The sequence below is a fragment of the Pseudomonas sp. PH1b genome (assembly GCF_000633395.1).
Classification (GTDB): Bacteria; Pseudomonadota; Gammaproteobacteria; order Pseudomonadales; family Pseudomonadaceae; genus Aquipseudomonas.
The window spans coordinates 345,474-370,963 of sequence record NZ_AYMU01000005.1 but is presented as its reverse complement, the minus strand read 5'-3'; the positions used below and the strand labels follow the sequence as shown (position 1 = coordinate 370,963).

Sequence of the window (25,490 nt, the reverse complement as noted above, 5' to 3'; positions counted from 1 at the left end):
ATGCTGGCCTATATCGTTCGTCGGCTGCTGCTGATCATCCCCACCCTGCTGGGCATCCTGCTGATCAACTTCGTGATCATCCAGGCCGCCCCCGGCGGCCCGGTGGAACAGATGATCGCCAAGCTCGAAGGCTTCGACGGCGCCACCAGCCGCATCGCCGGAGGCGGTGCCGAGGTCTCGGTGGCCGGCTCCAGCTACCGCGGTGCCCAGGGCCTGGACCCGGCGCTGATCAAGGAAATCGAGCACATGTACGGCTTCGACAAGTCGGCACCGGAACGCTTGTGGATCATGATCAAGAACTACGCCACCCTGGATTTCGGCAACAGCTTCTTCCGCGACGCCAAGGTGGTGGACCTGATCAAGGAAAAGATGCCGGTGTCCATCTCCCTCGGGTTGTGGAGCACCCTGATCATGTACCTGGTGTCGATCCCCCTGGGGATCGCCAAGGCCACCCGCCACGGCAGCCACTTCGACGTCTGGACCAGTTCGGCGATCATCGTCGGCTACGCGATCCCGGCCTTCCTGTTCGCCATCCTGCTGATCGTGGTGTTCGCCGGCGGCAGCTATTTCAACTGGTTCCCGTTGCGCGGCCTGACCTCCAACGACTTCGACCAGCTGAGCTGGGGGCGCAAGATCCTCGACTACTTCTGGCACCTGGCGCTGCCAGTCACCGCCCTGGTGATTGGCCACTTCGCCACCATGACCCTGCTGACCAAGAACAGCTTCCTCGACGAGATCAACAAGCAGTACGTGATCACCGCCAAGGCCAAGGGCCTGACCCAGCGCCGGGTGCTCTACGGCCATGTGTTCCGCAACGCCATGCTGCTGGTGATCGCCGGCTTCCCCTCGGCCTTCATCGGCATCTTCTTCACCGGTTCCCTGCTGGTGGAGGTGATCTTCTCCCTCGACGGCCTGGGCCTGATGAGCTTCGAGGCGGCGATCAACCGCGACTATCCGGTGGTCTTCGGCACCCTGTTCATCTTCACCCTGCTGGGGCTGGTGGTGAAACTGATCGGCGACCTGACCTACACCCTGGTCGATCCGCGGATCGACTTCGACAGCCGGGAGCATTGAGATGAACCTGTCCCCCCTCAATCGCCGGCGCTTCGAACGCTTCAAGGCCAACAAGCGCGGCTGGTGGTCGCTGTGGCTGTTCCTGACCCTGTTCGTGCTGAGCCTGGGCGCCGAGCTGATCGCCAACGACAAGCCGCTGGTGGTGCACTACGAAGGCGGCTGGTACTTCCCGGCCCTCAAGCGCTACCCGGAAACCACCTTCGGCGGCGAATTCCCCCTGGAAGCCAACTACAAGAGCCCCTACATTCGCGAGCTGCTGGCGCAGAAGGATGCCTGGGTACTCTGGGCGCCGATCCCCTTCAGCTACCAGAGCATCAACTACGACCTGCGAGTCCCGGCGCCGGCGCCGCCCTCGGCAGACAACCTGCTGGGCACCGACGACCAGGGCCGCGATGTACTGGCGCGGGTGATCTACGGCTTTCGCGTGTCGGTGCTGTTCGCCCTGACCCTGACCCTGCTCAGCTCGATCATCGGGGTCATCGCCGGCGCCCTGCAGGGTTTCTACGGCGGCTGGGTGGACCTGGTCGGCCAGCGTTTCCTGGAGATCTGGTCGGGCCTGCCGGTGCTCTACCTGCTGATCATCCTCGCCAGCTTCGTGCAACCGAACTTCTGGTGGCTGCTGGGGATCATGCTGCTGTTCTCCTGGATGAGCCTGGTGGACGTGGTGCGCGCCGAGTTCCTGCGCGGGCGCAACCTGGAATACGTGCGCGCAGCCCGGGCCCTGGGCATGCAGAACGGGGCGATCATGTTTCGCCACATCCTGCCCAACGCCATGGTCTCCACCATGACCTTCATGCCCTTTATCCTCACCGGCGCCATCGGCACCCTGACCGCCCTGGACTTCCTCGGTTTCGGCCTGCCCCCCGGCGCGCCGTCCCTGGGTGAACTGGTGGCCCAGGGCAAGTCCAACCTGCAGGCGCCCTGGCTGGGCATGAGTGCCTTCGCCGTGCTGGCGCTGATGCTCAGCCTGCTGGTGTTTATCGGCGAATCCGCCCGCGATGCCTTCGACCCGAGGAAATGACATGACCCAGGACAACCTGATCGAAGTCCGCGACCTGGCCGTCGAGTTCGTCACCGGCGACCGCGCCCAGCGGGTGGTGGAAGGCATCAGCTTCGACATCAAGCGCGGCGAGACCCTGGCCCTGGTGGGCGAAAGCGGCTCCGGCAAATCGGTGACCGCCCACTCGATCCTGCGTCTGCTGCCCTACCCCCTGGCTCGCCACCCGAGCGGTAGCATCAACTATTCCGGGCACGACCTGCTGACCCTGAAAGAAAAGACCATCCGCCACATTCGCGGCAACCGCATCGCGATGATCTTCCAGGAACCCATGACCTCGCTGAACCCGCTGCACTGCATCGAGAAGCAGATCAACGAGGTGCTGGCCATCCACAAGGGCCTGACCGGCAAGGTGGCCACCCGGCGCACCCTGGAACTGCTGGAACTGGTGGGCATTCCCGAACCGCAGAAGCGCCTCAAGGCCCTGCCCCACGAGCTCTCCGGCGGCCAGCGGCAACGGGTGATGATCGCCATGGCCCTGGCCAACGAGCCGGAACTGCTGATCGCCGACGAGCCCACCACGGCGCTGGACGTCACCGTGCAGTTGAAGATCCTCGAACTGCTCAAGGAGCTGCAGGCACGGCTGGGCATGGCCCTGTTGCTGATCAGCCACGATCTGAACCTGGTGCGGCGGATTGCCCATCGGGTCTGCGTCATGCAAAAGGGCTGCATCGTCGAGCAAGCCTCCTGCGAGGAGCTGTTTCGCGCGCCGCAGCACCCCTACACCCGGGAACTGCTGGCCGCCGAGCCCAGCGGCCTGCCGGCGGCCAATGAAGTCGGCCCGGCGCTGCTGCAAGTGGACAACCTCAAGGTCTGGTTCCCGATCAAGAAAGGGCTGCTGCGCCACACCGTGGATCACGTCAAGGCGGTGGACGGCGTTCACTTCAGCCTGCCCCAGGGCCAGACCCTGGGCATTGTCGGCGAAAGTGGCTCGGGCAAGTCGACCCTGGGGCTGGCGATCCTGCGCTTGATCGGCAGCCAAGGCGGCATTCGTTTCGAAGGCCAGCAACTCGACCAACTGTCGCAGAAACAGGTGCGGCCGCTGCGCCGGGAAATGCAGGTGGTGTTCCAGGACCCCTTCGGCAGCCTCAGCCCACGGATGAGCGTGAGCCAGATCGTTGGCGAGGGCCTGCGGATCCACCGGATCGGCACCGAGGCAGAGCAGGAACAGGCGATTGTCGACGCCCTCAAGGAGGTCGGCCTCGACCCGGCTACCCGAGACCGCTATCCCCACGAGTTCTCCGGGGGCCAGCGGCAACGGATCGCCATTGCCCGAGCCCTGGTGCTCAAGCCGCGGCTGATCCTGCTGGACGAGCCGACCTCGGCCCTGGACCGCACCGTCCAGCGCCAGGTGGTGGAACTGCTGCGCAACCTGCAACTCAAGTACAACCTGACCTACCTGTTCATCAGCCATGACCTGGCGGTGGTCAAGGCCCTGAGCCACCAGCTGATGGTGATCAAGCACGGCCAGGTGGTGGAACAGGGTGACGCGCGCGGTATCTTTGCCGTCCCACAACATCCCTACACACGGCAATTGCTGGAAGCCGCGTTCCTGGCTCCGGCAAGCGCCGAATAATCTGCAACAGGAGTAGCAACCTATGGGTTTTCTCGCTGGGAAGCGTGTATTGATCGTCGGCGTCGCCAGCAAGCTGTCGATCGCCTCCGGCATTGCCGCCGCCATGCACCGTGAAGGCGCCGAGCTGGCCTTCACTTATCAGAACGAAAAACTCAAGGGCCGGGTCGAGGAATTCGCCGCCGGCTGGGGCTCCAGCGCCGAGCTGTGCTTCCCCTGCGACGTGGCCAGCGACGAACAGATCGCCCAGGTCTTCAGCGAGCTGGGTAAACAGTGGGACGGCCTGGACTGCATCGTCCACTCCGTAGGCTTCGCCCCCGGCGACCAGCTCGAAGGCGACTTCACCGACGCCACCACCCGTGAGGGCTTTCGCATCGCCCACGACATCAGCGCCTACAGCTTCGTGGCCCTGGCCAAGGCCGGTCGCGAGCTGATGAAGGGCCGCAACGGCAGCCTGCTGACCCTGTCCTACCTGGGCGCCGAGCGCACCATGCCCAACTACAACGTGATGGGCATGGCCAAGGCCTCCCTGGAAGCCGGCGTACGCTACCTGGCCGGCTCCCTGGGCCCGGAGGGCACTCGGGTCAACGCCGTCTCCGCCGGCCCGATCCGCACCCTGGCCGCCTCGGGGATCAAGAACTTCCGCAAGATGCTGGCGGCCAACGAAGCCCAGACCCCGCTGCGACGCAACGTCACCATCGAAGAAGTCGGCAACGCCGGCGCCTTCCTCTGCTCGGACCTGGCCTCCGGCATCAGCGGCGAGATCATGTACGTGGACGGCGGTTTCAACACCACCGCCATGGGCAACCTCGAAGAGTGAAGCCCACGGGCAAGCCCCTGAGGAGTACCGCCGCCCCCAGGGTCTAGCCGCTGGCAGACGCCGGTGATACCACCGGCGTTTTTTCGCCAGCCAGCCCGGCCCTTCTGGCTGCTTCCCGGCGGCCGTGAACAAGCAGCCACCCTGGCCCCCGTTTTCCCCTGCATGCCCGCCCTGTTTACCCCGCACCAGGGTCAGCAATCACCGCAGCGCCTATTACACGAACCGGTACGTTTATAAAAAAGCAAAAAACTTACTTGCCTAACTAACAACCTTTACTACGCTCTCGAAGTCGCACTGAAGCGACATCTTTTACTACTCAGGAGCACTACCCATGAAAGCCATCAGCCTTGAATCGAAAAAAATCGCCAACCTGAATTGCCTCACTGCGGCTAAATCCCGCTAAGTGAAGTAGTGGATGGGCTGGAGTGCTACATCCTCCAGCCCCATCTTCAGGCAAAGTTCAGGGCTATCAACAACAATGCATATAAACCCAAACTTCTTCATTATTGCGCGCCCGCCTTTCACTATCGTCTGGAACTATAAGGAGCACACTCAGTACGAACTGGATGCCTCCTATTCCACACGCCTGATACAACTTGTGGAAGACCCCGCCTTATTTGATGGCGCTGATGAAATCGATGGCGCATTCCTCGCCGCCGGGCTCCTGTCCGCAGAGCCGTTTGCCGAGCCCGAATGGGGCTGGGACGAACTGTCGAGGATCTTCCATGTCGGCACCAAGAACCTGCCCTTCGAACAGCTCCCCAAGGACATCCATGAATGGTCGGCGCTGTACCTTGAGCATTGCCAGCAGGTGCTCGACACCCAGCCGCCCACCGAGCGCTTCGACCAGGCCAGCCCGGCCGAGCTGATCGAGTTGCCGGCGCCATTGCTGGAAAACACCGGCAACGCCCTGGCCCAGGTCCTGCTCAAGCGCAAGACCTCACGTTCCTTCCACGCCCGGCCCATGGCCCTGGAAGACCTCGGCAACCTGCTCTACCTGTCCCTGGGCTACCTGCGGGAACGCCAGGCGGATCCGGACGAGAGCGCTCCAGAAACGCTGCGGGCCAGGCGCGCCAGCCCTTCCGGCGGTGGCCTGAATGCCTGCGAGGGCTACGTCTATGCCGCCCGGGTCGAAGGCCTGACTCCCGGGATCTACTTCTACCATTCGCAACTGCATGCCTTGCAGTGGGTCCACTCGCTGCCCAACCACCCGCTGGGGTTGCTGCTGGCCGGGCAACACTTCATCAATGACTTGCCCATGGGGCTTTTCATCACCGCCCGCTTTGACAAGTTATGGTGGAAGTACGAACATTCGCGCGCCTACCGCATGGCCTATGTGGAAGCCGGGCATATCTCCCAGACCTTCCAGCTGGCCGCAACGGACCTGGGACTGGGCACTTGGCTGACCGGGGCATTCAATGATGAACAAGTAGAACAACTGCTGGGGCTGGACAACTCGGCAGAACAACCGTTGTTCTTCGTCGGCAGCGGCTACAGTGACGGACAAGCACAATGCAAGGAACTGAGGGCGCTAATAGCCGATCAGGAGCAAGAACAATAATGGCAACTTGGAACATGCCCGAAAACCCGTCGTCCACACATCGCCACTGGACCTTGGGTGATTGGGATAATCGTTCCGCGGTGCGCAGCAAGAAGAGCAGCTATCAACTTCCAGCGCCCCCTGAAATCCAACAACAACTAATAAGCAAAGACTGGTTCCCGCCAGCCTTTATCCACTACTTCAAACACCCGGCCATTCAACAGGCATCGCGCGCCGTGCAACAACGCCTGGCGGCCAATCACCTGGTGTACTTCCTCAACTACACGACACTGCTGGAGCACAAGGTCGTCAACCGGTCAGTGCAGACCCTGATCCACGACGAGCTGCCCTTGCACTTGCCACAGGCCATGAAGATCGCGGCACTGCAGCTGTACACCGATGAGGGCTACCACGCGCTGTTCTCCTTCAAGCTGGCCGAGCAGGTCGCGGACTACTACCGCATGGCCGCCTGGGATTCGCCACCCAAGCGCATCCGCCTGCTGCTGGAACGGCTGGATGCCAGCCATGACCAGGGGCGTCCGCTGCTGTGGTTCCTGATCGGCTTCGTATCGGAAACGATCATTGCCAAGGAACTGCTGAGCCTCAGCGACCAGGGGTTGGTCAGCACCGTGTACCAGATGTTCAGGGAGCACCTTGAGGACGAGGCGCGCCACAGCCGCTATTTTTCCGAGGTGTTCCAGTACCTGTGGCCCAGGCTTGCTGCGAGCCAGCAGGAAGATTCGGCGCGCCAGCTGATCGAGATCATCATGATCTTTTCCGAGGTGGACGAGCCCTGGCTGGAAGCCAGCCTGACCAGCGTGGGCCTCTCCAGCACCCAGGCCCGGGACATCGTGAACCAGTTGCAGCAGCCCGAGGCCCGCGCGCAGCGAGCCCGCTCCAGCGCCGCAGCCACACTGCTGGCGATGAAGCGCGCCGGTTTCTTCGAGGAACAGGCGCATTACGCGCTGTTCAGCCAGGCAGGACTGATCGATGCCTGAAACCAAGGCGCGTCCATCCACGAGCAGCAAGGTCGGCGCCGTCATGCTGCTGATGGCCATGGTCATGCTCGGCGTGTTCCCCATCGACGTCGTGCTGCCCTCCTTCCCCTCCTTGTCCCGGCACTTTGGCACCAGCCCTTCGGACATCGCCTTGTCCGTCAGCCTGTTTGCCGTCGGCATCTCCCTGTCGCAACTGCTGATCGGTCCCCTGTCCGATGCCCTGGGCCGCAAGAACCTGCTGCTGGCGGGGATGGCGGTGGCGATAGCCGGAGCATTGGGTTGCGTGTGGGCCACGGACTACGGGTATTTCCTGCTGTTCCGCGTGGTCCAGGCCGTAGGCTGCGGCTGTTTCGTGCTGTCCCAGGCCCTGGTCCAGGACCTCTTCGTCGGCCAGGAGCGCGACCGCCTGCGGATCCTCATGGTGACGGCCAGCGGGGTATGCATTTCCCTCTCGCCGCTGGCCGGCACCTTGCTGCAGGAGTGGCTGGACTGGCCAGGCAGCTTCTATATCTTCAGCGCCCTGGCCGCGCTGGTGTTCCTGAAGGCCCTGGTGTCGCTGGACAATCCCCCGCGCCCCCTGGCAACCCAGCGCATCCAGGTGTTCAAGGCCTACCGCCAACTCTGCAGCCACTTCAGCTTCATGGCCTACTGGCTGATTTGCGCCATCGTCTTTGCCTGCCACTTTTCCTTCATCGTGGTCTCGCCGCTGATCTTCATGGAACAGTTGCAGATGGACAGCTACCAGTTCTCCCTAACGCTGTTGCTCTATGGCGCGGCCTATGTGCTGGGCGGCACGCTGGCCGGGGTGCTGAACAAGCGCATGCCATCGACCACGCAGATCGTCACCGGGCTGTGCCTGATTCTCTTCGCCGGATTGACCATGGCGTTGCTGGCAAGCCTGTACGGCCTGACCCCGGCCACGGTGCTGGTGCCCATGATCATCTGCACCGCGGGCACCACCATCACCCGCCCGGCAGCCACCTCCAGGGCCATGGAGCTGTTCGCCGAGTACGCCGGGACCTCGGCCTCGGCGGGCAATACCCTGATCTTTATCAGCGGCGGCCTGATCAGCGCCCTGGTCAACCTCAGCCCCTATGACCTGCAGTCGACCCTGGCCTTGAGCTTCGTGGTCCTGAGCAGTGCCGGCCTGGCGCTCAATGCCAGCATCAACCGTCGCGCCAGGGTGGCCAGCCTGGCCTAGCGCCAGGCCCGCCCCCGGCCGCCCTTGGCCGAGGGCGCGCCCCTGCCTAGTGGGCTTTCTTCAAGGCCTGCTTGTGCAGGTACATGGCCTTGTCCGCATCGGCCAGCAGCGACTCGACATCCGGATGACGCTCGGCGTCGTACTCGATCTGGCCCACGCTGAAACGAATGTCGTAGCCGCGCTTCAAGGTGGCATTGCGCTCGTCGAGAATTTCCCGCAGGCGCGCCATGATCGCCGAGGTCTCGACATGGTCGGCGGCGGTCAACAGGGCAACGAACTCGTCACCGCCCAGGCGTCCGATCACGTCGCTCTCGCGAAAGGCGATGCGCAGTACATCGGCAAAGGTCTTGAGTGCCCCATCGCCTTCGGCGTGACCGTAGCTGTCGTTGATCTGCTTGAAGTCATTGAGGTCGAAGAACAGCAGGGTGGCCGGTTTCTCCAGGCGCTTGCAGACCCCCAGGGCGTGGCGGGCCAGGGCCTCGAAACCACGGCGGTTGGACAGCAGGGTCAGCTCATCCATGCTGGCCATCTGGACCGCGGCCAGTTCCTGCTCGGCCATCCGCGCCAGGTCGCGCAACAGCGCTCGCTCCTCGTCGTCCAGGTTGCGCGGCTTGAGATCGATCAGGCACAAGGTGCCCAGCTTGCTGCCATTGGCTACGGTCAGCGGGCAGCCGGCATAGAAGCGGATCTTCGGGTCGCCGACCACCAGCGGGTTGTCGTGGAAGCGCTCGTCCTGCTCGGCGTCGCACACCGTGAGGATCTGGTCGCCGAGGATCGCATGGCCGCAGAACGAAATGTCCCGCGGGGTCTCGCTGGCCTCCAGTCCCACACAGGACTTGAACCATTGCCGGTCGCCGTCCACCAGGCTGACCAGGGCGATGGGAACATTGAACAGGCGCTTGGCCAGGCGCGTCAGGCGGTCGAAACGCTCTTCCGGTGAGGTATCGAGGACATTCAGCTCCCGCAGGGTCTGGATCCGCAGGGCCTCATTGTTGGGTTTGCTTGGGTACAACATCGCTGACTCCGTTCGCGGTTTAGACCGCAAGCGTAGTCCAAAATACTCATCACCACGGCTCCCGACCCAGGCCGGGAGCCCTGGCACGGCCTCTCTCTCAGAGCCGCGCGGTGAGCAGAATCCGCGCATAACCAGCGACGAACACGGCGAACGCCAGCCCGCCCAGCAAGGCCGAAAGCCCCAGCCCCAGGCTGCTCCAGGCGCCATGCAGCCACAGGCCCCAGATAACCTGGGCAAGGCAGGCAAAACCGCTGCCGGCGAGGAAAAACGGCCTGAAGCCCAAGCTCCACAGTGGCTGTCCGGCCCATTGCCGCCAGCGTTCAGACAGGCTCACAGGCGGCGCTCCCCTTGCACAGTGAAGAACAAATTGCAGTAGCGGATCATCTTCAGCACTCCTTGGCCAATCAGTGGCCCAGGTTAGCTATCAGGTTCCATGCCAGCGTGGCGCCCCAGGCCAATCGGGCATGAGCGCCTTGCCGGGTCTTTATGACCACGACCGCCAAGAGTCATAAAGAGCCAGTAAAAGGTCAATACGACTACCAGGCAGTCAAGCCGCAGCGAGTGAAAACTGCAGGGCCAGGATCGGCGGCGATGCCAGCGCCCCGGCTCAGTCGGCGCTGGCCGCCAGAGCATCACGAGCCCGCTGGCTGACGAACCCGGGAATCTGCTCCCCGGGCAATGACTTGCTGTAGTACCAGCCCTGGATGATCAACTGCGAACTGGACTGCAGGAAGTCCAGTTGCTCACGGGTCTCCACCCCTTCCACCACCACCTTGAGCTTGAGGGTTTCGCAGAACCGCAGCAGGCCGTTCAGCACCTGGGCGCCCTTGGGCTCGCGCTGCGCAAGGACGAAGCTGCGGTCGATCTTGATCCCGTCCACGGCAAACTGGTGCAGGTAGCTCAGGGCGGAAAAGCCGGTGCCAAAATCATCCAGATAGACCCGGGCGCCCTGGGCATGCAGTTTGTCGATCCACTGCTGGGTCTGTACCGCGTCCCCCACCAGGGCATCCTCGGTGATCTCCACCGAGACCTGTCCATGGGCCCGGGCAAGGATCTCCAGCAGGCGCCGGCCATGCTCCGCCGACGCCAGGGTCGCGCTGGACACATTGATGGTGATGGGCAGCTCGAAACCGATCTTGCGCCAGGCCAGATGCTGGCGCACCGCCTGGGAAGCGACCCAGAAGTCCACCTCGGGCATCAGCCCGGCCTGGCCCAGCCACTGCAGCAACTCCCAGGGCGACTGCACCTGGCCCTCGCGGTCACGGGCGCGCATCAACGCCTCGCAACCGGTGCACAGCCCGCTGTCCTTGGCCACCTGGGGCTGATACTCCAGATGGAAGTCGTACTCGCTCAACTGCTGGATGCGCGCCAGCTGCAAGGCCTGCTGGGCCGCCAGCTTGTAGGAGGTGGCCATCGGGTCCAGCTCGAACAGCCGGCCGCGCTCCTCCAGCCCGCGAAAGGTGGTGTCGAAGGTCTTCAGGTAAACCTGCTGGGCGCGTTCGCCCTGGCGCTGGATGCTGCGCACATAAGGCATGTAGATCAAGGTCCCGACCGCCAGCAGCCCCCCTTGCAAGAGCACCGCGCCCCAGTCGCCCTGGGTGCTCAGGTAGGCGTTGAGCAGCACCGGCGAGGTAAAGGGCACGCTGACCAGCGCCGGGCTCACCCAGCCGAGCTGCACCACCAGCAACGCCAGGCAGGCGTTGACCACCGGCACCAGTATGAAAGGCACCAGCAACCGCGGGTTGAGGATGATCGGCAGGCCGAACAGCAGCAGTTCGTTGACGTTGAACAGCGACAGCGGCAGGCTCGCCACGGCCAGCAGGCGCATGGAACGGCTCTTGGAAAAACCGAGGATCGCCAGCACCAGTGCCAGGGATCCGCCGGAGCCGCCAATGAAGGCGAAGCAGCCCAGCAAGCCGCTGTTGAGGGCAAAGCGCAGCGGCTGGCCGGCGACGTGGTCCGCGGCGTTGAGGAGCACCGCCTGGTCCATCACCGCCATCAACGGCTGCATGGCGTAGGTGCCATGGATGCCGAAGAACCACAGCAGCGAATTGGTCGAGGTGAGAATGATCGCGTGCAGGTATGAGCTGTCCAGGCTATCGATGTCCATCGGCCGCTGGATGTAGGCAAAATCATGGATCTGCAACAGCAGTTGCAGCACGCAGACCAGCACCAGGGAGGTCAGCAGCCCCGGCAGCACCATGTTGATGGTGCCCTTGAGGTTGTGCCCCACCAGCCCTTCGTCCACCAGCCGGGTCCAGCGCCGGCGATGCAGCCAGGCCACGGCCGGCACATTGACCAGGGGCGAAGCGATGGCGATGAACAGAATGAAGGTGGCCGAGGCCAGCGGGTAGTCGCGCATCAGGTAGATGGCGATCACCACATGGGACAGGCAGAGGAAGGCCACCGGCAGTTGCGGCAGGCGGTACTGGATCGCCAGCATGTAGCCGATGGAGGCCGCCACCAACAGCGGAATGATCGAGCTGATCCGCTGGTGCAGGCCCGTCAGCAGCTCCACCACGGCGCTGGGGGCACCCAGGGCCTGGGCACATTGAGCGAGGATCAGGAACACCGCCGACACCAGCAGGCTCGGCAACAGCCAGAGCAGGCCCTCGCGTATCGAACGCAACGACTCGGCACCCGCCAGCAACGCCAGGCGGTGGGTGAAAAACAGCTTGAACCCCAGTTGCCGCATGAGCCTCTCCCCCTGCTACTGCACGTCGTTACCCCGCAGTTGATCCCCGCCACAACCTGGCGGCACCCGACCGTCAACAGGGGATGCAGGCGAAGATACCACTGAAGAAACCTCCGCCAGCAAGCGCTGAATGTTCGATTGCTCTGTGTTTTATCGTCCCCGCTGCCCAGGACTTGATCCCGTCGTCGCCCCGCCTGCCCGGGCCCCGTACCACGACAATAGCGAATCGATATCATTTGCAGGGCTCAAGGGCTTTTGCTTTAATCGCGATCAATTCCCATTTACACCCAAGCCCGCCACCGGATCCCGCCCTTGCCCTCCACGCCATCCGCCCGCCCCTGCCCGGTTCACAGCCTCTACGACGCCCATCACCACTGGCTCTACGAACTGTTGCGACGCCGCCTCGGCCACGCCTGGGATGCCGCCGACCTGGCCCACGAGATCTTCGTGCGCGTGCTCAAGCGCCCGCCGGACCTCCAGGACGAGGTCCACCAACGCTCCTACCTGGCGACCATCGCCCGCGGCTTGTGCATCGATCACTGGCGCCGCCGCCAGCTGGAACAGGCCTGGCTGCGGGCACTGGCGGCCTGTCCGCCCGCCGTGCAGCCTTCGCTGGAGCAGCGAGCGATCATCGTCGAGACCCTGCATGAAGTGGATGCCATGCTCAACCGCTTGCCCCAACGGGTGCGAGCAGCCTTTATCCTCGCCCAACTGCACGGTCGTCCCTACAAGGCAATTGCCGAAGAACTGGGGGTGTCGGAGCGCATGGTGAAGAAGTACCTGGCCCAGGCCCTGGTGCATTGCGCGCTGCTCGAGGCCGAGCTCGACGGCCTGCTGGTGGAGTGACCCGGCATGGGCGATCAACACGGCGGCCGGCTCAGTCACGCCAGCCTGCAACAGGCGGCGAACTGGTATGTGCAACTGCAGGACGAAAACGTCAGCGATGAACAGCGCCATCATTGGCAGGCCTGGATCGACCAGCACCCGGAACACCGCCAGGCCTGGGGCTATGTGCAACGGGTCAGCCAGCGCCTGCTGCCGTTGCAGGACGCCAATGCCCAAGGCGCCGCCGGCCGGGCCCTGAGCGACACCCGGCGCCCGCACCTGGGCCGGCGCCAGGTACTCGGCGCCCTGTTGCTGGTCGGCCTGGGCTGGGGCACCTGGCGCGCAACCCCGCTGCCCCAGGCGCTGGGCCGCTGGCGGGCGGACTACGCCACCGGCACCGGCGAGGTACGCGACACCCGCCTCAGCGACGGCACCCATCTGTGGCTCAACGCCCTGAGCGCGGTGGATGTGCGCTACAACGCCGAACAGCGGCGGGTGCTACTGCATCAGGGGGAAATCCTCATCGACACCGCAAAGGACCCGCTGCGGCCCTTCCTGGTCGATACCGAACACGGTCGCCTGCAGGCCCTGGGCACCCGTTTCAGTGTGCGCCGGGAAACCGCCCGGACCCTGCTCAATGTCTATGCCGGCGCCGTGGAGGTACGCAGCCTCGATGGCAGCCGTTCGCAGCGGGTCGAGGCCGGCCAGCAACTGCTGTTTGGCGCCGCCGGGTTTGACCCGCTGGACAGCGCCAGCGCTGCCCGCGAAGCCTGGAGCCGGGGCCTGCTGCTGGCCGACAACCTGCCCCTGGAGCAGTTGCTCGACGAGCTCGGACGCTATCGCCCCGGTCACCTGGGGTGCAGCCCGGACATTGCCCGCCTGCCGGTGATGGGGGCCTTCCCCCTGCACGATTCCGACCGCGCCCTGGGGCTGCTGGAGGCGGCCTTGCCGGTGCGGGTCAAGCGCCTGGCGTCCTGGTGGGTGACCCTGGAACCCCGAGGCTGAACGCCCCTGCTCGATTTATTTTCAGGCAGCGGTTCCCTTTGCTGATTCTGCTTCGGTTAACCCGGCAACAGCCCTCACATTGCCGAGCCACAAGGGAACCCCATGCCAACACCCCGTCGTCACCGCCTGCGTCAGTCGTTGCGTCCCCTGACCCTGTGCAGCGCCCTGCTGTGCCTGCCCGCTCCCTGGTCCCACGCGGCCGACGCCCCCGGCGGCCGGCAGGCGGACGCCGCGCCGCACAGCTACAACATCGGCCCCGGCCCCCTGGTCACGGTGCTCAACCGCTTCGCTGAACAGAGCGGCGTGTTCGTCGCCGGCCACAACGACCTCGCCGCCGGCAAGCAGAGCCCAGGACTGCAGGGCCAGTACAGCGTCGCGCAAGCCCTGCAACAGTTGCTGCGCAACTCTGGCCTGCAGGCCCAGGCCGTCGCCGGCGGCTACGTGCTGCAAGCCTTGCCGGCCGGCAGTGGCTCGCTGCAACTGGGCACCACCCAGGTTTCCGCTCAGGGCCTGGGGGCAATCACCGAGGACAGCCACTCCTACACCACCGGCGCCAGCGCCTCGGCCACCGGCCTGAGCCTGTCGCTGCGGGAAACCCCGCAGACGGTGACGGTGATCACCCGCCAGCAGATGGACGACCAGGGCAGCACCAGCATCGCCGATACCCTGCGCCGCGCCCCCGGGGTCAGCGTGCAGAACTACGACAGCGAGCGCTGGGAGTTCTCCAGCCGCGGCATGCCGATCACCAACTTCCAGTACGACGGAGTCAACTCGACCTACGACGGGGTCTACGACTACGGCACCACCAGCACCGACATGGCCACCTTCGACCGGGTGGAAATCATCAAGGGCGCCACCGGCCTGATGACCGGCTCGGGCGATCCCTCGGCCACCGTCAACCTGATTCGCAAGCGCCCCACCCGGGCATTCAAGGCCTCGGTCACCGGCACCGCCGGCTCCTGGGACAACTACCGCAGCGAAGGCGACATCTCCGGGCCGCTGACCGAGAGCGGCAACGTCCGCGGGCGCTTTGTCGGGGTCTACCAGGACCGCAGTTCCTACCTCGATCACTACCAGAACACCAAGGACATCGCCTACGGCATCCTCGAAGTCGACCTGACCCCGGACGCTCTGCTGACCTTCGGCCTCGACCAGCAGAACACCCGCTCCCGGGGCGCGACCTGGACCGGCTTCCCGATGTACTTCAGCAACGGCGCGCGCACCGATTTCTCCCGCTCCTTCAACCCGGCCACCGACTGGAGCCGGCGCGATTTCAAGAACCAGACCCTGTTCGCCTCCCTGGAGCAGAAACTGGCCAATGACTGGGCACTCAAGGTCAGCTACGACCGCAAGCGGCGCCAGCACGACACCTTCCTCGGCTCGGCCAGCGGCGGCAACCCGGACCCGGCCGGCGGCAACGGCATGTTCATGTACATGGGCAAGTTCAAGGGCGACCAGGTACAGGACAACCTCGACCTCAACCTGCGCGGCCCCTTCAGCCTGTTGGGCCGCGAGCACGAACTGATCGCTGGCTTCATGGTGATGAACGCCAAGCAGGACATCCCGGTGCACGGCTCGGTCTACCCCATGCTCGGCTCGAGCATCTACGACTGGCGTGGCGAGTTCGCCAAGCCGGACATCCCGAAGATCGGCGACACCGACCTTCTCCAGCGCCAGACCGGCGCCTACCTGGCCACCCGCCTCAAGCCCAGCGATGACCTGGCGCTGATCCTCGGCACCCGGGTCAGCGACTTCAAGGGCATCGACAACACCACCTACCTGGACCCGACCCAGGCCGATGTCCGCACCCGCTATCACCAGACCGGGGTGGTCACGCCCTACGCCGGCCTGGTCTACGACCTCAACGACAACTACTCGGTCTACACCAGCTACACCAGCATCTACCAGCCGCAGATGAGCAAGGACATCAACGGCAAGCTGCTGGACCCGGTGGAAGGCAACAGCTACGAGGCCGGGATCAAGGCCGAATACCTGGACGGCCGAGTCAATGCCAGCTTCGCGGTGTTGCGCATTGAACAGGACAACGTCGCACAACTGGTCAGCGGCTTTGCTAGCGATGCCGTCTACCGCCCCACCAAAGGTGCCACCACCAAGGGCTTCGAAGTGGAGTTGGCCGGGGAAATCCTCGACGGCTGGAACCTCTCCGCCGGCTACAGCTACAACCACACCCGCGACGCCCGGGGCGGCTACGTCTACGGATCGGTGTTGCAGACCACCGCCCCGCAGCAAACCGCGCGGCTGTTCAGCTCCTACCGCCTACCCGGTGCCTGGGACAAGCTGACCCTGGGCGGCGGGGTCAACTGGCAGAGCGAGTTCTTCGGCAATGTGTTCCAGCCCGACCCCAGCGATCCGGTGAATGGCGGGCACGATTCGCGGATCACCCAGGACAGCTACTTCCTGGTGGATGCCATGGCTCGCTACCAGTTCAACCAGCACCTGAGCTCGACCCTCAACGTCAAGAACCTGTTCAACAAGCAGTACTACACCGGCCTCGGCAACTTCGGCACCGGTTTCTACGGCGAGCCGCGCAGCCTGCAACTGGCCACTCGCTGGGATTTCTGAAGTCGGCCGCGGCGCGCCGATCTGCGGTGCGCCGGGCGGTCCCCGGGTTGACTACGCTTGTTCAAGCGTGATCAACCCGCAGAGGACCGACACCATGCAACGCATTCAAACCATCACCCCCTGCCTGTGGTTCGACCATCAGGCGCAAGAAGCCGCGCAGTTCTACTGCTCGGTGTTCGAACGCTCGCGCATCACCCACGTCAGCCATTACGGCAAGGCCGGCGTCGAATTCCATGGGCGCCCCGAAGGCTCGGTGATGAGCGTGGTCTTTGAACTCGACGGCCAGGCCTTCACCGCTCTCAATGGCGGTCCGGCATTCACTTTCAACGAAGCGATATCACTGCAAGTGCACTGCCGGACCCAGGCCGAACTGGACCACTACTGGCATGCCCTGGGCTTCGGTGGCCCGCTGCAGGCACAGCAGTGCGGCTGGCTCAAGGACCGCTTCGGCCTGTCCTGGCAGATCGTGCCCCAGAGCCTGGCGCAGATGATGTGCGACCCCGACCCAAGCCGCTCGCAACGGGTGATGGAAGCTTTGCTGCAGATGAAAAAGCTGGATGTCGAACGCCTGCAACGAGCCTTCGACGCCAAGGGGTAATACACTCGTGCCAGCCCCGTAACGATGGACAGCTGCCGATGAACACCACCCTGCCCGCCGATCAAGCGCCGCGCTTCTGGCGCGACCCGAGCCTGCCGTTCATCGAGGCCCGCTCCATCGCCGACGGACGCCAGGTCTGCTACAGCCGCCACGCCCACCAACAGTTCTCCATCGGCTGCATCACCGCCGGCCACAGCACCTACCTCAGTGGGCAAGCGCAGTGGCAGGTCAGCGCCGGCACCGTGGTGCTGATGAACCCCGGCGTGGTGCATGCCTGCAACCCCATCGACGACCAGCCCTGGTCCTATCGCATGCTCTATGTCGATACGCCCTGGCTGACCCGCCTGCAGCACGAGCTGGGCGTGAGCACCGACCTGGGCTTTCGCCCGTTCCAGGAAACCCACAGTCACGATCCGCAGCTGTTTGCCGAGCTCGAGCAGCTGTATCAGACCCTGGTGGACGAACACGCCGATACCTTGCACAAGCACGGCTGTGCAGTGGCGTTCTTTTGTGACTTGCAGCAGCGCCTGAACCCCGCGCAGCAGGCCGCGCCCAGCAACCCTGACAAGCTTGAGCAGGCCGCGCGGTATATCCGCCAGCACTGCACCGAACCCCTGGCGCTGGAGGACATCTGCCAGGCGGCGCAGCTCTCGGCGTCCTACCTGATCCGGGCCTTCAAGCAACGCTTCGGCATCTCGCCGCATGCCTACCTGGTCAACCAGCGAGTGCAGTTCGCCCAGGCCAAATTGCGCAACGGCGCCTCCATCGCCGAAGTGGCACTGGCAAGCGGCTTCGCCGACCAGGCCCATCTGCAGCGCGCCTTCAAACAGCACCTGGCCGCCACCCCTGGCCAATACAGAGCAGCGCAGAACCACTTCAAGCGGCAAGCGTGCCGCTAGAAGCTCAGCACCTGCTGCTTGCCGCTGACGGCTTGAAGCTTGCCGCTTGCCTTCACACCATCAGATAGACAGCGCTGGCGACCAGCAGCCCGGCCATGCTGCGGTTGAACAGGCGCAGGCTGGCCGGGTTGTCCAGCCAGTGCTGCAGGCAACTGCCGGCATAGGCCCAGCAAGCGATCGACAGGTAACAGATCACCAGGTACACCGCCGCGAACAGCCACACCAGGCGGGCCTCGCCCTCGGCGGCAAAGGCCCCCATGCCGGCCACGCAGGCCAGCCAGGCCTTGGGGTTGAGCCACTGCATCAGTGCGCCATACCAGGCCGAAGGGGCTCGGGGTGCGCCTGTGGTGCCCAGTCGGCCGTCGTCGCGGGCCAGCTTCCAGGCCATGAACAACAGGAACGCCACGCCGAACAGACGAATCCCCTGGGTCAGCAGCGGCCACCGGCGCAGCAGTTCGTGCAGGCCCAGGCCAATCAGCACCAGCAACAGGGTGAACCCCAGCGTGGCCCCGCCGACGTGCCGCAGGCTGGCCCTGAAACCAAAACGCGCGCCGCTGCCAAGGGCCACGATGTTCACCGGCCCCGGGGTAATGGATGCCGCCAGGGCAAAGGCCGCCATGGAAAACACTACGCTCATCACTTGCCTCTCTTGTTCGGATGGGATCAACCGCAGGAGAGATTAAGGAGCGCGGGTAAAACCGTATTGAAGAAAATCACCCTCGACATTGTCCGTGCCCGAAAAGGGTGCTTGTCTTGCACAACAGCTGCTCTGCAAGTGCAAGCGAGCGGTAGCGACCAGCCTCGCCAAACAGCAACTTGCGAATGCCAAGCTACTACTAAAGTCGCAAACTTTTCCAACGCAGCAGCGGACACTTTCATCCACTTGAATATATCTATTGGCTATTTAAAACCTGCTGTTAAATTGCCTCTGGCGATCAACCATTAAAACGGATCACCAATGCATTAAGTTCAAGGGCGGTTGACTCAAGATCCCCCCCGATACTTGAAGAGTGCACGGCAATCTCTGCGTTCTGATCCGAGACCCGGGCAATGTTGGTGATCTGCTCGGAGATTTCCTCGGCCACATGGGCTTGCTGTTCGGAAGCGGCGGCCATCTGCTGGCTCATCTGGTGAATGCGCTCCACCGCCGCATTGATGCCTTCCAGGGCCTCTTGGGTGCTGACCACCTGGGCCACTCCGGAGCGCGCCTCGACACTGCCCTGGCGCGCCACTTCCACGGCCCGGCTGGCCACGTCCTGCAAGGTGAGGATGATGCGCTGGATGCTCTGGGTCGACTCCCGGGTCTTCGAGGCCAGGGCCCGCACCTCATCGGCCACCACCGCGAAACCGCGCCCTTGTTCCCCGGCTCGGGCCGCCTCGATCGCGGCATTGAGGGCCAGCAGGTTGGTCTGTTCGGCAATGGCGTGAATCATGTTGGCCGCTTGCTGGATCGACTGGGTTTCCTCGGCCAGGCCCTGCACCGAATGGCTGACCGCATCCACTGTGTCCGCCAGTTTCTCGATCACCTGCCGGGTCTTGCGGGCCTCCTGGGACCCCACCTGGGTCAGATTGTTGACCTGGTCGGCGGCCGAAGCGGTGTCGTGGATATGCACCGACACCTGGGAAATCGACGAGGCCATCTGGTTCATCGCCGTGGCCGCCATGTCGGCCTCGTCCCGCTGCTGGCCCAGGGCCGACTCGGCCTGTGCCGACAGGTTCTTGCTGGTGGAGGCCAGGGCAGCAGCCTGGTTGGCGTAGTCTCCCAGGCGGCTGAGGGCGGTGCGGATCTTCGCCGACTCGCTGATCAGAATCATCTGCAGCTTCGCCACCGGGCCCTGCTCATCGGTGTAGGTGCGGGCAATCAACTCGCTGTCGAAACTGCCCAGGGACACCGAACTGATACGCCCGAGCAGCTGTCGCGTGTGGTAGATGCCATAACCCTGCACCGCGCAACAGCCGAGTACCGCCACTGCCAGCGCAGCCCAGGGCCCACCCAGCCAATAGGCCGTGGCACCGGCGACCAGGACCAGCAGCGGCGGCAGGGCAAAACCAGCGAAGTGGCCCAACCGGTTGCGCCAGGGCAAGGCCAGGTTGTTGCTGCGCAGGCGCTGGTACAGGGCACCGGCCCGTTCCACCTGCTCACGCTCGGGCTTGACCCGCACCGACTCGTATCCGGCAATCACGCCCTGGCTGAAGATCGGGGTGACATAGGCATTGACCCAATAGTGATCACCGTTGTTGCAACGGTTCTTGACGATGCCCATCCAGCTCTTGCCGTCCTTGAGGTAGGACCACATATGGGCGAATACCGCCTCGGGCATGTCCGGATGCCGCACCAGGTTATGGGGGCTGCCAATCAGTTCGTCCCGGCTGAAACCACTGACCGCGACAAATTCGTCGTTGCAGTAAGTGATCTTGCCGCGAACATCGGTGGCGGAAATAAGTCGTTGTTCGCCAGGGAACACCCGCTCACGCTGAGACACCGGGAGATTGTTTTTCATCTGAAAAACCTCGCAGGAAAGTAATGGCTTGCCAGTCAATAGCAAATAGCGACTTACGCATCCTGCGATTATTCGAAGACAGCTTCTGCGCACCTGCAGAACTTCCCCGGAACTCCCGAGCCATGACCCACTGCAACTCAGCCTCCAGAAAACCGAGTCTAGATACGCCATTTAAAACAGCGCATGAATATTTTCAGGCAAGCCGATTGGTAGCCTGCCAATTTCAACTTCCCATGACTTGAATCAATACTTAGCCTGGCAACTAACACCCTAACTAACGAATGCTCCTGCCCTGTCCTTTCCACTGCCGACGGCCGGCCTGTCGAGCTACAGGATGGAAAAACCACCGTTCATCACCTACCTTCTGCCCACCGGGCAGGCCGTTCAGCAGCGTGCCCGGCCGGGTTAGCCATCCTGCCCGACACCTCAAGCCCAAGAGCCTCGCCCATGCCCGCTGCCACTGCCCACACTGCCCGCCTGCTGCTACGGGCACCGACCCTGGACGATCTGCCCCAGGTCTGCGCCATTCATGGCGATCCGCACACCAATCGCTTCAACCCCAACGGGCCGGCCAGCGACGCCGCCAGTGGTGAAAAGCTGCACGGCTGGATTGACCATTGGCAACGTTACGGCTTCGGCTACTGGGCGATCGAACGGCTGGACCGGCCACGGCAGATCATCGGTTTTGGCGGCATCATGCAGGCCCATTTCGGCCATGAGGCCGGGCTCAACCTGTATTTCCGCTTCAGCCCCGAAGCCTGGGGCCAAGGCTACGCCAGCGAAATGGCCCGGGCCGCGCTGCAGTTGGCCTTCGAGGAACTGCACGCGCCCTGGGTGATCGGCCTGGTCAGGCCCGACAACCTGCCTTCAAGGCGCGCCCTGGAACGCCTGGGGCTGAGCCTGAATGGCCAACTGGACGATTTTCCCGGCCTGCCCCCAAGCCTGCTGTACCGGCTCGATGCCGACGACCATGGCCTGACCCTGGCCGGCCTGGAACGGCGCGCCGACTGATGCAGACCGTCACACTGCAAGCGGCCACCCGCGACACTTGGCCCTGCCTGGACAACCTCATGCAGTTCTACCTGCACGACCTCAGCCAGTGGCTGCCATTGACGCTCGGCCCCCAGGGGCTGTACCCGATCCAGGCCCTGGACGACTACTGGCGCGACCCAGCGACCCGCCCTTTTCTGCTGTGGGTCGCCGGCGAGCTGGCCGGGTTTGCCGTGGTCGATGGGCAACACGGCAACGGCACCGGGCACAACCTGGGCTACCTGTTCATTGCCCGGCGCTTTCGCCGCCAGGGCGTCGGGCGGCAAGTGGTGCAGCAGCTGTTCGAGGCCTTGGAGGGCCCCTGGCAAGTGATGCATTTCGATGCCAACCAGCCGGCCCGCCAATTCTGGAGCAGGGTGCTGACCGACCTGAGCCAGCACCCCGGGCGCCCGCAGTCGGTGATTGCCCAGGGCCATCCCTGCACGTTGTACCGTTGGCCCGGCCCCCTGCCCTCGATCACGCCCTGAGCATTGACAAACGCCGCGCCGACTCTTAAAACTGAGCGCCTGATTTCGGAGCCTGTAGCCCCCATGTCGACAATCCGCACCTTCATCCACAACGCCATTGGCCTGCCGGCCAAGGCTCAGGTGCGTGTGGCTTGCAGCTCCAAATCGAAGAAACAGTCGCTCATGTGACCGGGGCGCTGTGTCCCGTCAGATGAGCTGACAGGACCTAAAGCGCAACGGACTCCCCCCTGCTTACCGCCCTTCTACTCTTCTGACGACGACCCGACGGTCAACCATCAGGAGAACACGCATGTCATCGTTTCAAGGTATCTGGGTCCCTATCGTCACGCCGTTCACCGACGGCGCCATCGACTTCGCTGCGTTGCGGCGCCTTTGCGCCCATCTGCTGGAAAGCGGCGTGGCCGGGCTGGTGGTCTGCGGCACCACCGGCGAAGCCGCAGCCCTGGACAAGGACGAACAACTGGCGGTACTCGACGCAGTGCTGGAACAGGCCCCCGCCGGGCGAGTGATCATGGGGCTGGCGGGCAATAACCTGAAGTCGCTGCTGAGCCTGCAGGAGCAGATTCTCAAGCGCCCGGTGGCCGCCTTGCTGGTGCCCGCGCCCTACTACATCCGGCCCTCCCAGGCCGCCCTGGCAAGCTTCTTCCACAGCGTCGCCGACGCTTCCAGCGTACCGCTCATCGTCTACGACATTCCCTACCGCACGGGGGTGACTCTGCACCAGGACACCTTGCTGAACATCGTGCGTCATCCACGGATCGCCGCAGTCAAGGACTGTGGCGGCAACCTGGAAAACACCCTGGCACTGCTGGCCAGTGGCGAGGTGCAAGTGCTGTGCGGGGAAGACCTGCAGCTGTTCAATGCCTTGTGCCTGGGGGCCTGCGGGGCCATTGCGGCTTCAGCGCATATCCGCCCGGAACTGTTCGTGCAGTTGCTGCAACAGGTTCAGGGGCAACAGCTGGAGGCGGCCAGGGCGACCTTCATGCACCTGGTGCCACTGATCCAGGCCCTGTTCGCCGAACCCAACCCGGCGCCGGTGAAAGCGCTGCTGGCCCATCAGGGGTTGATCCAGCCACAGCTGCGGGCGCCGATGCTGGACTGCAGCGAGCAAACCGGCGCGCGCCTGAAAAGCCTGCTGGCTGGCCTCTAGCCCAGCGAGGCTCGACAGGCCCGTGGAGGGTGTTCCGGCCGCTCTTGCAGCAACGCCTGTGCAAGGGCCGGCCGGGAATCGAAGCGTGCTTCAGCGAATCGGTGGGATGCGGATATCTCCCGCACGGCACTGGTTCTTCACCCCTTTGCCGCAGGCACCGAACGCCAGCTCCCGGGTCAGGCACACCCGTACCTCGGACAGCTCCGGACCGCTGCAGATCACCGCGATGCCGTTGTCGGCAAGCCCAGGGTTGCTCTGGCGAAACTGCTGGGCAATCTCCGTGGCTGGGAAATAACGCACCGCCGTCGAAGGCTGCAGCGCCTCGGGGATCTGCACCTTGGCCAGGGCCTTGTCTGCCGCGTCCAGGTAGCCCATGCCGCCCAGGCCGCTGCAGGTGCCGTGCTTGGTCCACTCATGGTTCATCAGCTTGGCCGTGGGAAACAGGGTCAGGCCCTTGGCCCGCTCTTCCTGGGTCAGGGGCGTCAGCGGCGGACAGGACTGCGGCCAGCCGCCCTTGGCGTATTGCGGCCACAGGCCGTGCAGGACAAAACCGTAGCCCTTGCCCGAGCACTGCTCGTTCTCCGGGTGCATCAGGCAGAAGGTCGGCGACCAGGACAGCGTCAGCAGGTAGTAGTCGAAGCTCCCCGCTACCGAGTCCCGCTGCTGCTTGGGTTGTCGTGCATCGCTGATGCCGACCATCCCCAGGGTCAGCACCAGGGCCGCCATCAGGGTAAAAAACTTTCTCATTGTGACCTCTCCTTGGGGAATCGGATCGTCCTGGCCCCGCCATCGGGGTGGAACGGCGTCGGGCCGCCAGACCTTCTTGGCATGCAGCCATTGCAGGAACATGACAGCGGCCGCCTGGCGTCCCCGGTAAACCGGCCAGGCGCAGGAGCGACAAAATACCAGTGAACGCCTGGGCATGCTGGGCTATCGACGCCCGCGAAGGCCGCCCGCCGGCGGCGAAGAAGCGCCGCGCCGGGCCGGGGGAAACCAGGCCCCTCAGGCCTCGGGCATGCTGACAAAGATGCTGTAGCGGCCACCTTCCATGGCCTCGAACGCGATCAGTTTCTGCACCAGGGGCTCGCTGAGCACCTTGCCGGCATTGAGCAGCAGCATGCCGTTGTCGGCATTGAGGTTGCGCCGCAGCACCATCCCGGCCGCCAGCTCACGGGTCCCCAGGACCCTGACCGTTGGATCATCGACGGTCACATCATTGAGGTAGGCGGCGCAGACCCGGACAAAGTCCTCCACCAGGTTCGGGTCGTACAGGCGGCCGGCGTATTTGCGAATGAACAGCAAGGCCTCGTCGCTGTTCATTCGCCGTTCCAGGATCAGCCCGCACTGCAGTTCGATGAAATCCACCGCCAGCTTCAGCAAGCGAGACCCCCAGGGAATGGCCTCGCCCTTGAGGTGCTGGGGAAAACCGCTGCCGTCCCAGCGCTCCTGATGATGGAGGATCAGCCGCGCGGCGTCCTGCATCGGCTCCAGCGCCATCAGCACCGACTCGCTCTGTTCGGGATAGGCCCGGTAGCGGGCCTGATCGGTGTGGCGCAACAGGTCGGACGGCGCCCCCAGCATGGTGTCGCTCCAACTCAGCTTGCCGATGTTGTACAGCGCTGCGGCCATGGTCAGGTCGCGGCTGGAGGCCTCGTCCAGGCCCTGGCTTGTGCAGCAGGCGCGTACCAGCTCGATGATCTTGCGGTTGGTCTGCTTGTCCGCGGGCAGGCGCAGGTTGGCCAGCAATGAAAACACCTCGGTGGCGGTCACGTAGCTGTGCTTGAGCTCCTCATAGGCCAGGTCCAGCATGTCGGCGGTCTGTTGCAGCTCGGCGGTACGCGAGACCACCCGCTGTTCCAGGCCGGCATTGCTGGTCTTGAGTTGGCGGTTCTGCTCCAGGACCAGCTGTTGCAAGCGCTTGAGCTCGCGCTCGGCGTGCTGGTGCTCGAGGGTCTGGCGCAGGACCAGCAGCAGTTCCTCGTCGTTCCAGGGTTTGCTCAGGTACTGATGGATCTGCCCGTCGTTGACGGCGTTGATGATGGTGTCCAGGTCGGCATAACCGGTCAGCAGGATGCGCCGGGTTCCCGGACTGAGCTCGCGCACCCGGGCGAGCAAGGTGGCGCCATCCATGACCGGCATGCGGGCATCGCTCATCACCAGGTCGACGGGGCGTTCAGCGAGGATTTCCAAGGCCCTGGCACCGCTGTCGGCCAGCAGCACTTCGTAGGGCTGGCCACGCAGCAGGCGCCTGAGGCTGTTGAGAATCGACTCTTCGTCGTCCACCAGTAGCAGGCTGGGACGCGGGGCCAGGGTGGAGGGCTGTGGCGCTTCCATGTTGCGTGTCTCCCTGTGCTGTACATCAATTGCCGGCCAGGCCGCTCCCGTCACTGGGCAGCTGCGGGGTTGCCCAGACAATCCTAGATGTTTTTTTCATTTTCA

Annotated in this window: 22 protein-coding genes; 15 read left to right on the top strand and 7 right to left on the bottom strand. The window is 64.2% G+C overall.

The features are described 5' to 3' along the window. From U873_RS0111080 to U873_RS0111050, 7 genes are all read left to right on the top strand, one after another. On the top strand, positions 1 to 1,074 hold the full coding sequence (locus tag U873_RS0111080; RefSeq protein ID WP_025128323.1) for a microcin C ABC transporter permease YejB: 1,074 nt from the start codon (positions 1 to 3) through the stop codon (positions 1,072 to 1,074). A gap of 1 nt (position 1,075) precedes the next feature. Then, positions 1,076 to 2,095 (top strand): ABC transporter permease, encoded by a 1,020-nt coding sequence (locus tag U873_RS0111075; protein ID WP_025128322.1) that lies wholly within the window; start codon positions 1,076 to 1,078, stop codon positions 2,093 to 2,095. 1 nt (position 2,096) lies between these two features. Next, a complete protein-coding gene (locus U873_RS0111070) occupies positions 2,097 to 3,707 on the top strand; it encodes an ABC transporter ATP-binding protein (protein WP_025128321.1) in 1,611 nt (536 codons plus the stop codon). Positions 3,708 to 3,729: 22 nt separating this feature from the next. Then, a complete protein-coding gene (fabI, locus tag U873_RS0111065; RefSeq protein ID WP_025128320.1) occupies positions 3,730 to 4,524 on the top strand; it encodes an enoyl-ACP reductase FabI in 795 nt (264 codons plus the stop codon). 478 nt (positions 4,525 to 5,002) lie between these two features. Next, complete coding sequence (locus tag U873_RS0111060) at positions 5,003 to 6,085, top strand: SagB family peptide dehydrogenase (protein ID WP_025128319.1); 1,083 nt, start codon at positions 5,003 to 5,005, stop codon at positions 6,083 to 6,085. After that, positions 6,085 to 7,062, top strand: coding sequence for a diiron oxygenase (locus U873_RS0111055; RefSeq protein ID WP_115658598.1), 978 nt, complete (start codon positions 6,085 to 6,087; stop codon positions 7,060 to 7,062). The genes U873_RS0111060 and U873_RS0111055 overlap by 1 nt, the downstream gene beginning before the upstream one ends. After that, positions 7,055 to 8,263, top strand: a complete 1,209-nt coding sequence (locus tag U873_RS0111050) for a multidrug effflux MFS transporter (RefSeq protein ID WP_025128317.1) — start codon at positions 7,055 to 7,057, stop codon at positions 8,261 to 8,263. Before U873_RS0111055 ends, U873_RS0111050 begins: the two co-directional genes overlap by 8 nt. A 46-nt stretch (positions 8,264 to 8,309) precedes the next feature. Here U873_RS0111050 and U873_RS0111045 read toward each other — a convergent pair whose 3' ends face one another. The 3 genes from U873_RS0111045 to U873_RS0111035 all read right to left on the bottom strand — a co-directional run bounded on the left by U873_RS0111045 (position 8,310) and on the right by U873_RS0111035 (position 11,973). Then, a complete protein-coding gene (locus U873_RS0111045; RefSeq protein WP_025128316.1) occupies positions 8,310 to 9,278 on the bottom strand; it encodes a sensor domain-containing diguanylate cyclase in 969 nt (322 codons plus the stop codon). Positions 9,279 to 9,375: 97 nt separating this feature from the next. Then, entirely contained in the window at positions 9,376 to 9,612 is a 237-nt protein-coding gene (locus U873_RS37515) for a hypothetical protein (protein WP_025128315.1), read from the bottom strand. 273 nt (positions 9,613 to 9,885) lie between these two features. Then, positions 9,886 to 11,973 carry a PTS sugar transporter subunit IIC/EAL domain-containing protein gene (locus tag U873_RS0111035; RefSeq protein ID WP_025128314.1) on the bottom strand — a complete coding sequence of 696 codons (2,088 nt, stop codon included), beginning with the start codon at positions 11,971 to 11,973 and terminating at the stop codon, positions 9,886 to 9,888. Positions 11,974 to 12,285: 312 nt separating this feature from the next. Here U873_RS0111035 and U873_RS0111030 point away from each other — a divergent pair, with 312 nt between their 5' ends. The 5 genes from U873_RS0111030 to U873_RS0111010 all read left to right on the top strand — a co-directional run bounded on the left by U873_RS0111030 (position 12,286) and on the right by U873_RS0111010 (position 17,883). Continuing rightward, complete coding sequence (locus tag U873_RS0111030; protein WP_025128313.1) at positions 12,286 to 12,819, top strand: sigma-70 family RNA polymerase sigma factor; 534 nt, start codon at positions 12,286 to 12,288, stop codon at positions 12,817 to 12,819. A 6-nt stretch (positions 12,820 to 12,825) separates the two neighbouring features. Next, positions 12,826 to 13,803, top strand: a complete 978-nt coding sequence (locus tag U873_RS0111025; RefSeq protein ID WP_025128312.1) for a FecR domain-containing protein — start codon at positions 12,826 to 12,828, stop codon at positions 13,801 to 13,803. Between the two features lie 102 nt (positions 13,804 to 13,905). After that, entirely contained in the window at positions 13,906 to 16,386 is a 2,481-nt protein-coding gene (locus U873_RS0111020; protein ID WP_025128311.1) for a TonB-dependent receptor, read from the top strand. 94 nt (positions 16,387 to 16,480) lie between these two features. Next, positions 16,481 to 16,984 (top strand): VOC family protein, encoded by a 504-nt coding sequence (locus tag U873_RS0111015; protein ID WP_025128310.1) that lies wholly within the window; start codon positions 16,481 to 16,483, stop codon positions 16,982 to 16,984. 38 nt (positions 16,985 to 17,022) lie between these two features. Continuing rightward, positions 17,023 to 17,883 carry an AraC family transcriptional regulator gene (locus U873_RS0111010; protein WP_051586072.1) on the top strand — a complete coding sequence of 287 codons (861 nt, stop codon included), beginning with the start codon at positions 17,023 to 17,025 and terminating at the stop codon, positions 17,881 to 17,883. Positions 17,884 to 17,935: 52 nt separating this feature from the next. On the opposite strand, the gene U873_RS0111005 is transcribed toward U873_RS0111010, so the two are convergent. Together U873_RS0111005 and U873_RS0111000 are read right to left on the bottom strand one after the other, a co-directional pair. Then, positions 17,936 to 18,520 carry a LysE family translocator gene (locus U873_RS0111005; protein ID WP_025128308.1) on the bottom strand — a complete coding sequence of 195 codons (585 nt, stop codon included), beginning with the start codon at positions 18,518 to 18,520 and terminating at the stop codon, positions 17,936 to 17,938. 298 nt (positions 18,521 to 18,818) lie between these two features. Continuing rightward, positions 18,819 to 20,384 carry a PAS domain-containing methyl-accepting chemotaxis protein gene (locus U873_RS0111000; RefSeq protein WP_025128307.1) on the bottom strand — a complete coding sequence of 522 codons (1,566 nt, stop codon included), beginning with the start codon at positions 20,382 to 20,384 and terminating at the stop codon, positions 18,819 to 18,821. A 447-nt stretch (positions 20,385 to 20,831) separates the two neighbouring features. On the opposite strand from U873_RS0111000, the gene U873_RS0110995 reads away from it, so the two are divergent. The 3 genes from U873_RS0110995 (at position 20,832) to dapA (ending at position 23,051) form a co-directional block, all read left to right on the top strand. Further along, positions 20,832 to 21,395 (top strand): GNAT family N-acetyltransferase, encoded by a 564-nt coding sequence (locus tag U873_RS0110995; RefSeq protein ID WP_025128306.1) that lies wholly within the window; start codon positions 20,832 to 20,834, stop codon positions 21,393 to 21,395. Continuing rightward, complete coding sequence (locus tag U873_RS0110990) at positions 21,395 to 21,901, top strand: GNAT family N-acetyltransferase (protein ID WP_025128305.1); 507 nt, start codon at positions 21,395 to 21,397, stop codon at positions 21,899 to 21,901. Before U873_RS0110995 ends, U873_RS0110990 begins: the two co-directional genes overlap by 1 nt. Positions 21,902 to 22,190: 289 nt before the next feature. Further along, positions 22,191 to 23,051 carry a 4-hydroxy-tetrahydrodipicolinate synthase gene (gene dapA, locus U873_RS0110980; RefSeq protein ID WP_025128304.1) on the top strand — a complete coding sequence of 287 codons (861 nt, stop codon included), beginning with the start codon at positions 22,191 to 22,193 and terminating at the stop codon, positions 23,049 to 23,051. Positions 23,052 to 23,141: 90 nt separating this feature from the next. Here the strand turns inward: dapA and U873_RS0110975 are convergent, their stop codons facing one another. Next, complete coding sequence (locus tag U873_RS0110975) at positions 23,142 to 23,798, bottom strand: ribonuclease T2 (RefSeq protein WP_025128303.1); 657 nt, start codon at positions 23,796 to 23,798, stop codon at positions 23,142 to 23,144. Between the two features lie 255 nt (positions 23,799 to 24,053). Then, on the bottom strand, positions 24,054 to 25,385 hold the full coding sequence (locus U873_RS0110970) for an HD domain-containing phosphohydrolase (RefSeq protein WP_025128302.1): 1,332 nt from the start codon (positions 25,383 to 25,385) through the stop codon (positions 24,054 to 24,056). Positions 25,386 to 25,490: the final 105 nt, after the last annotated feature.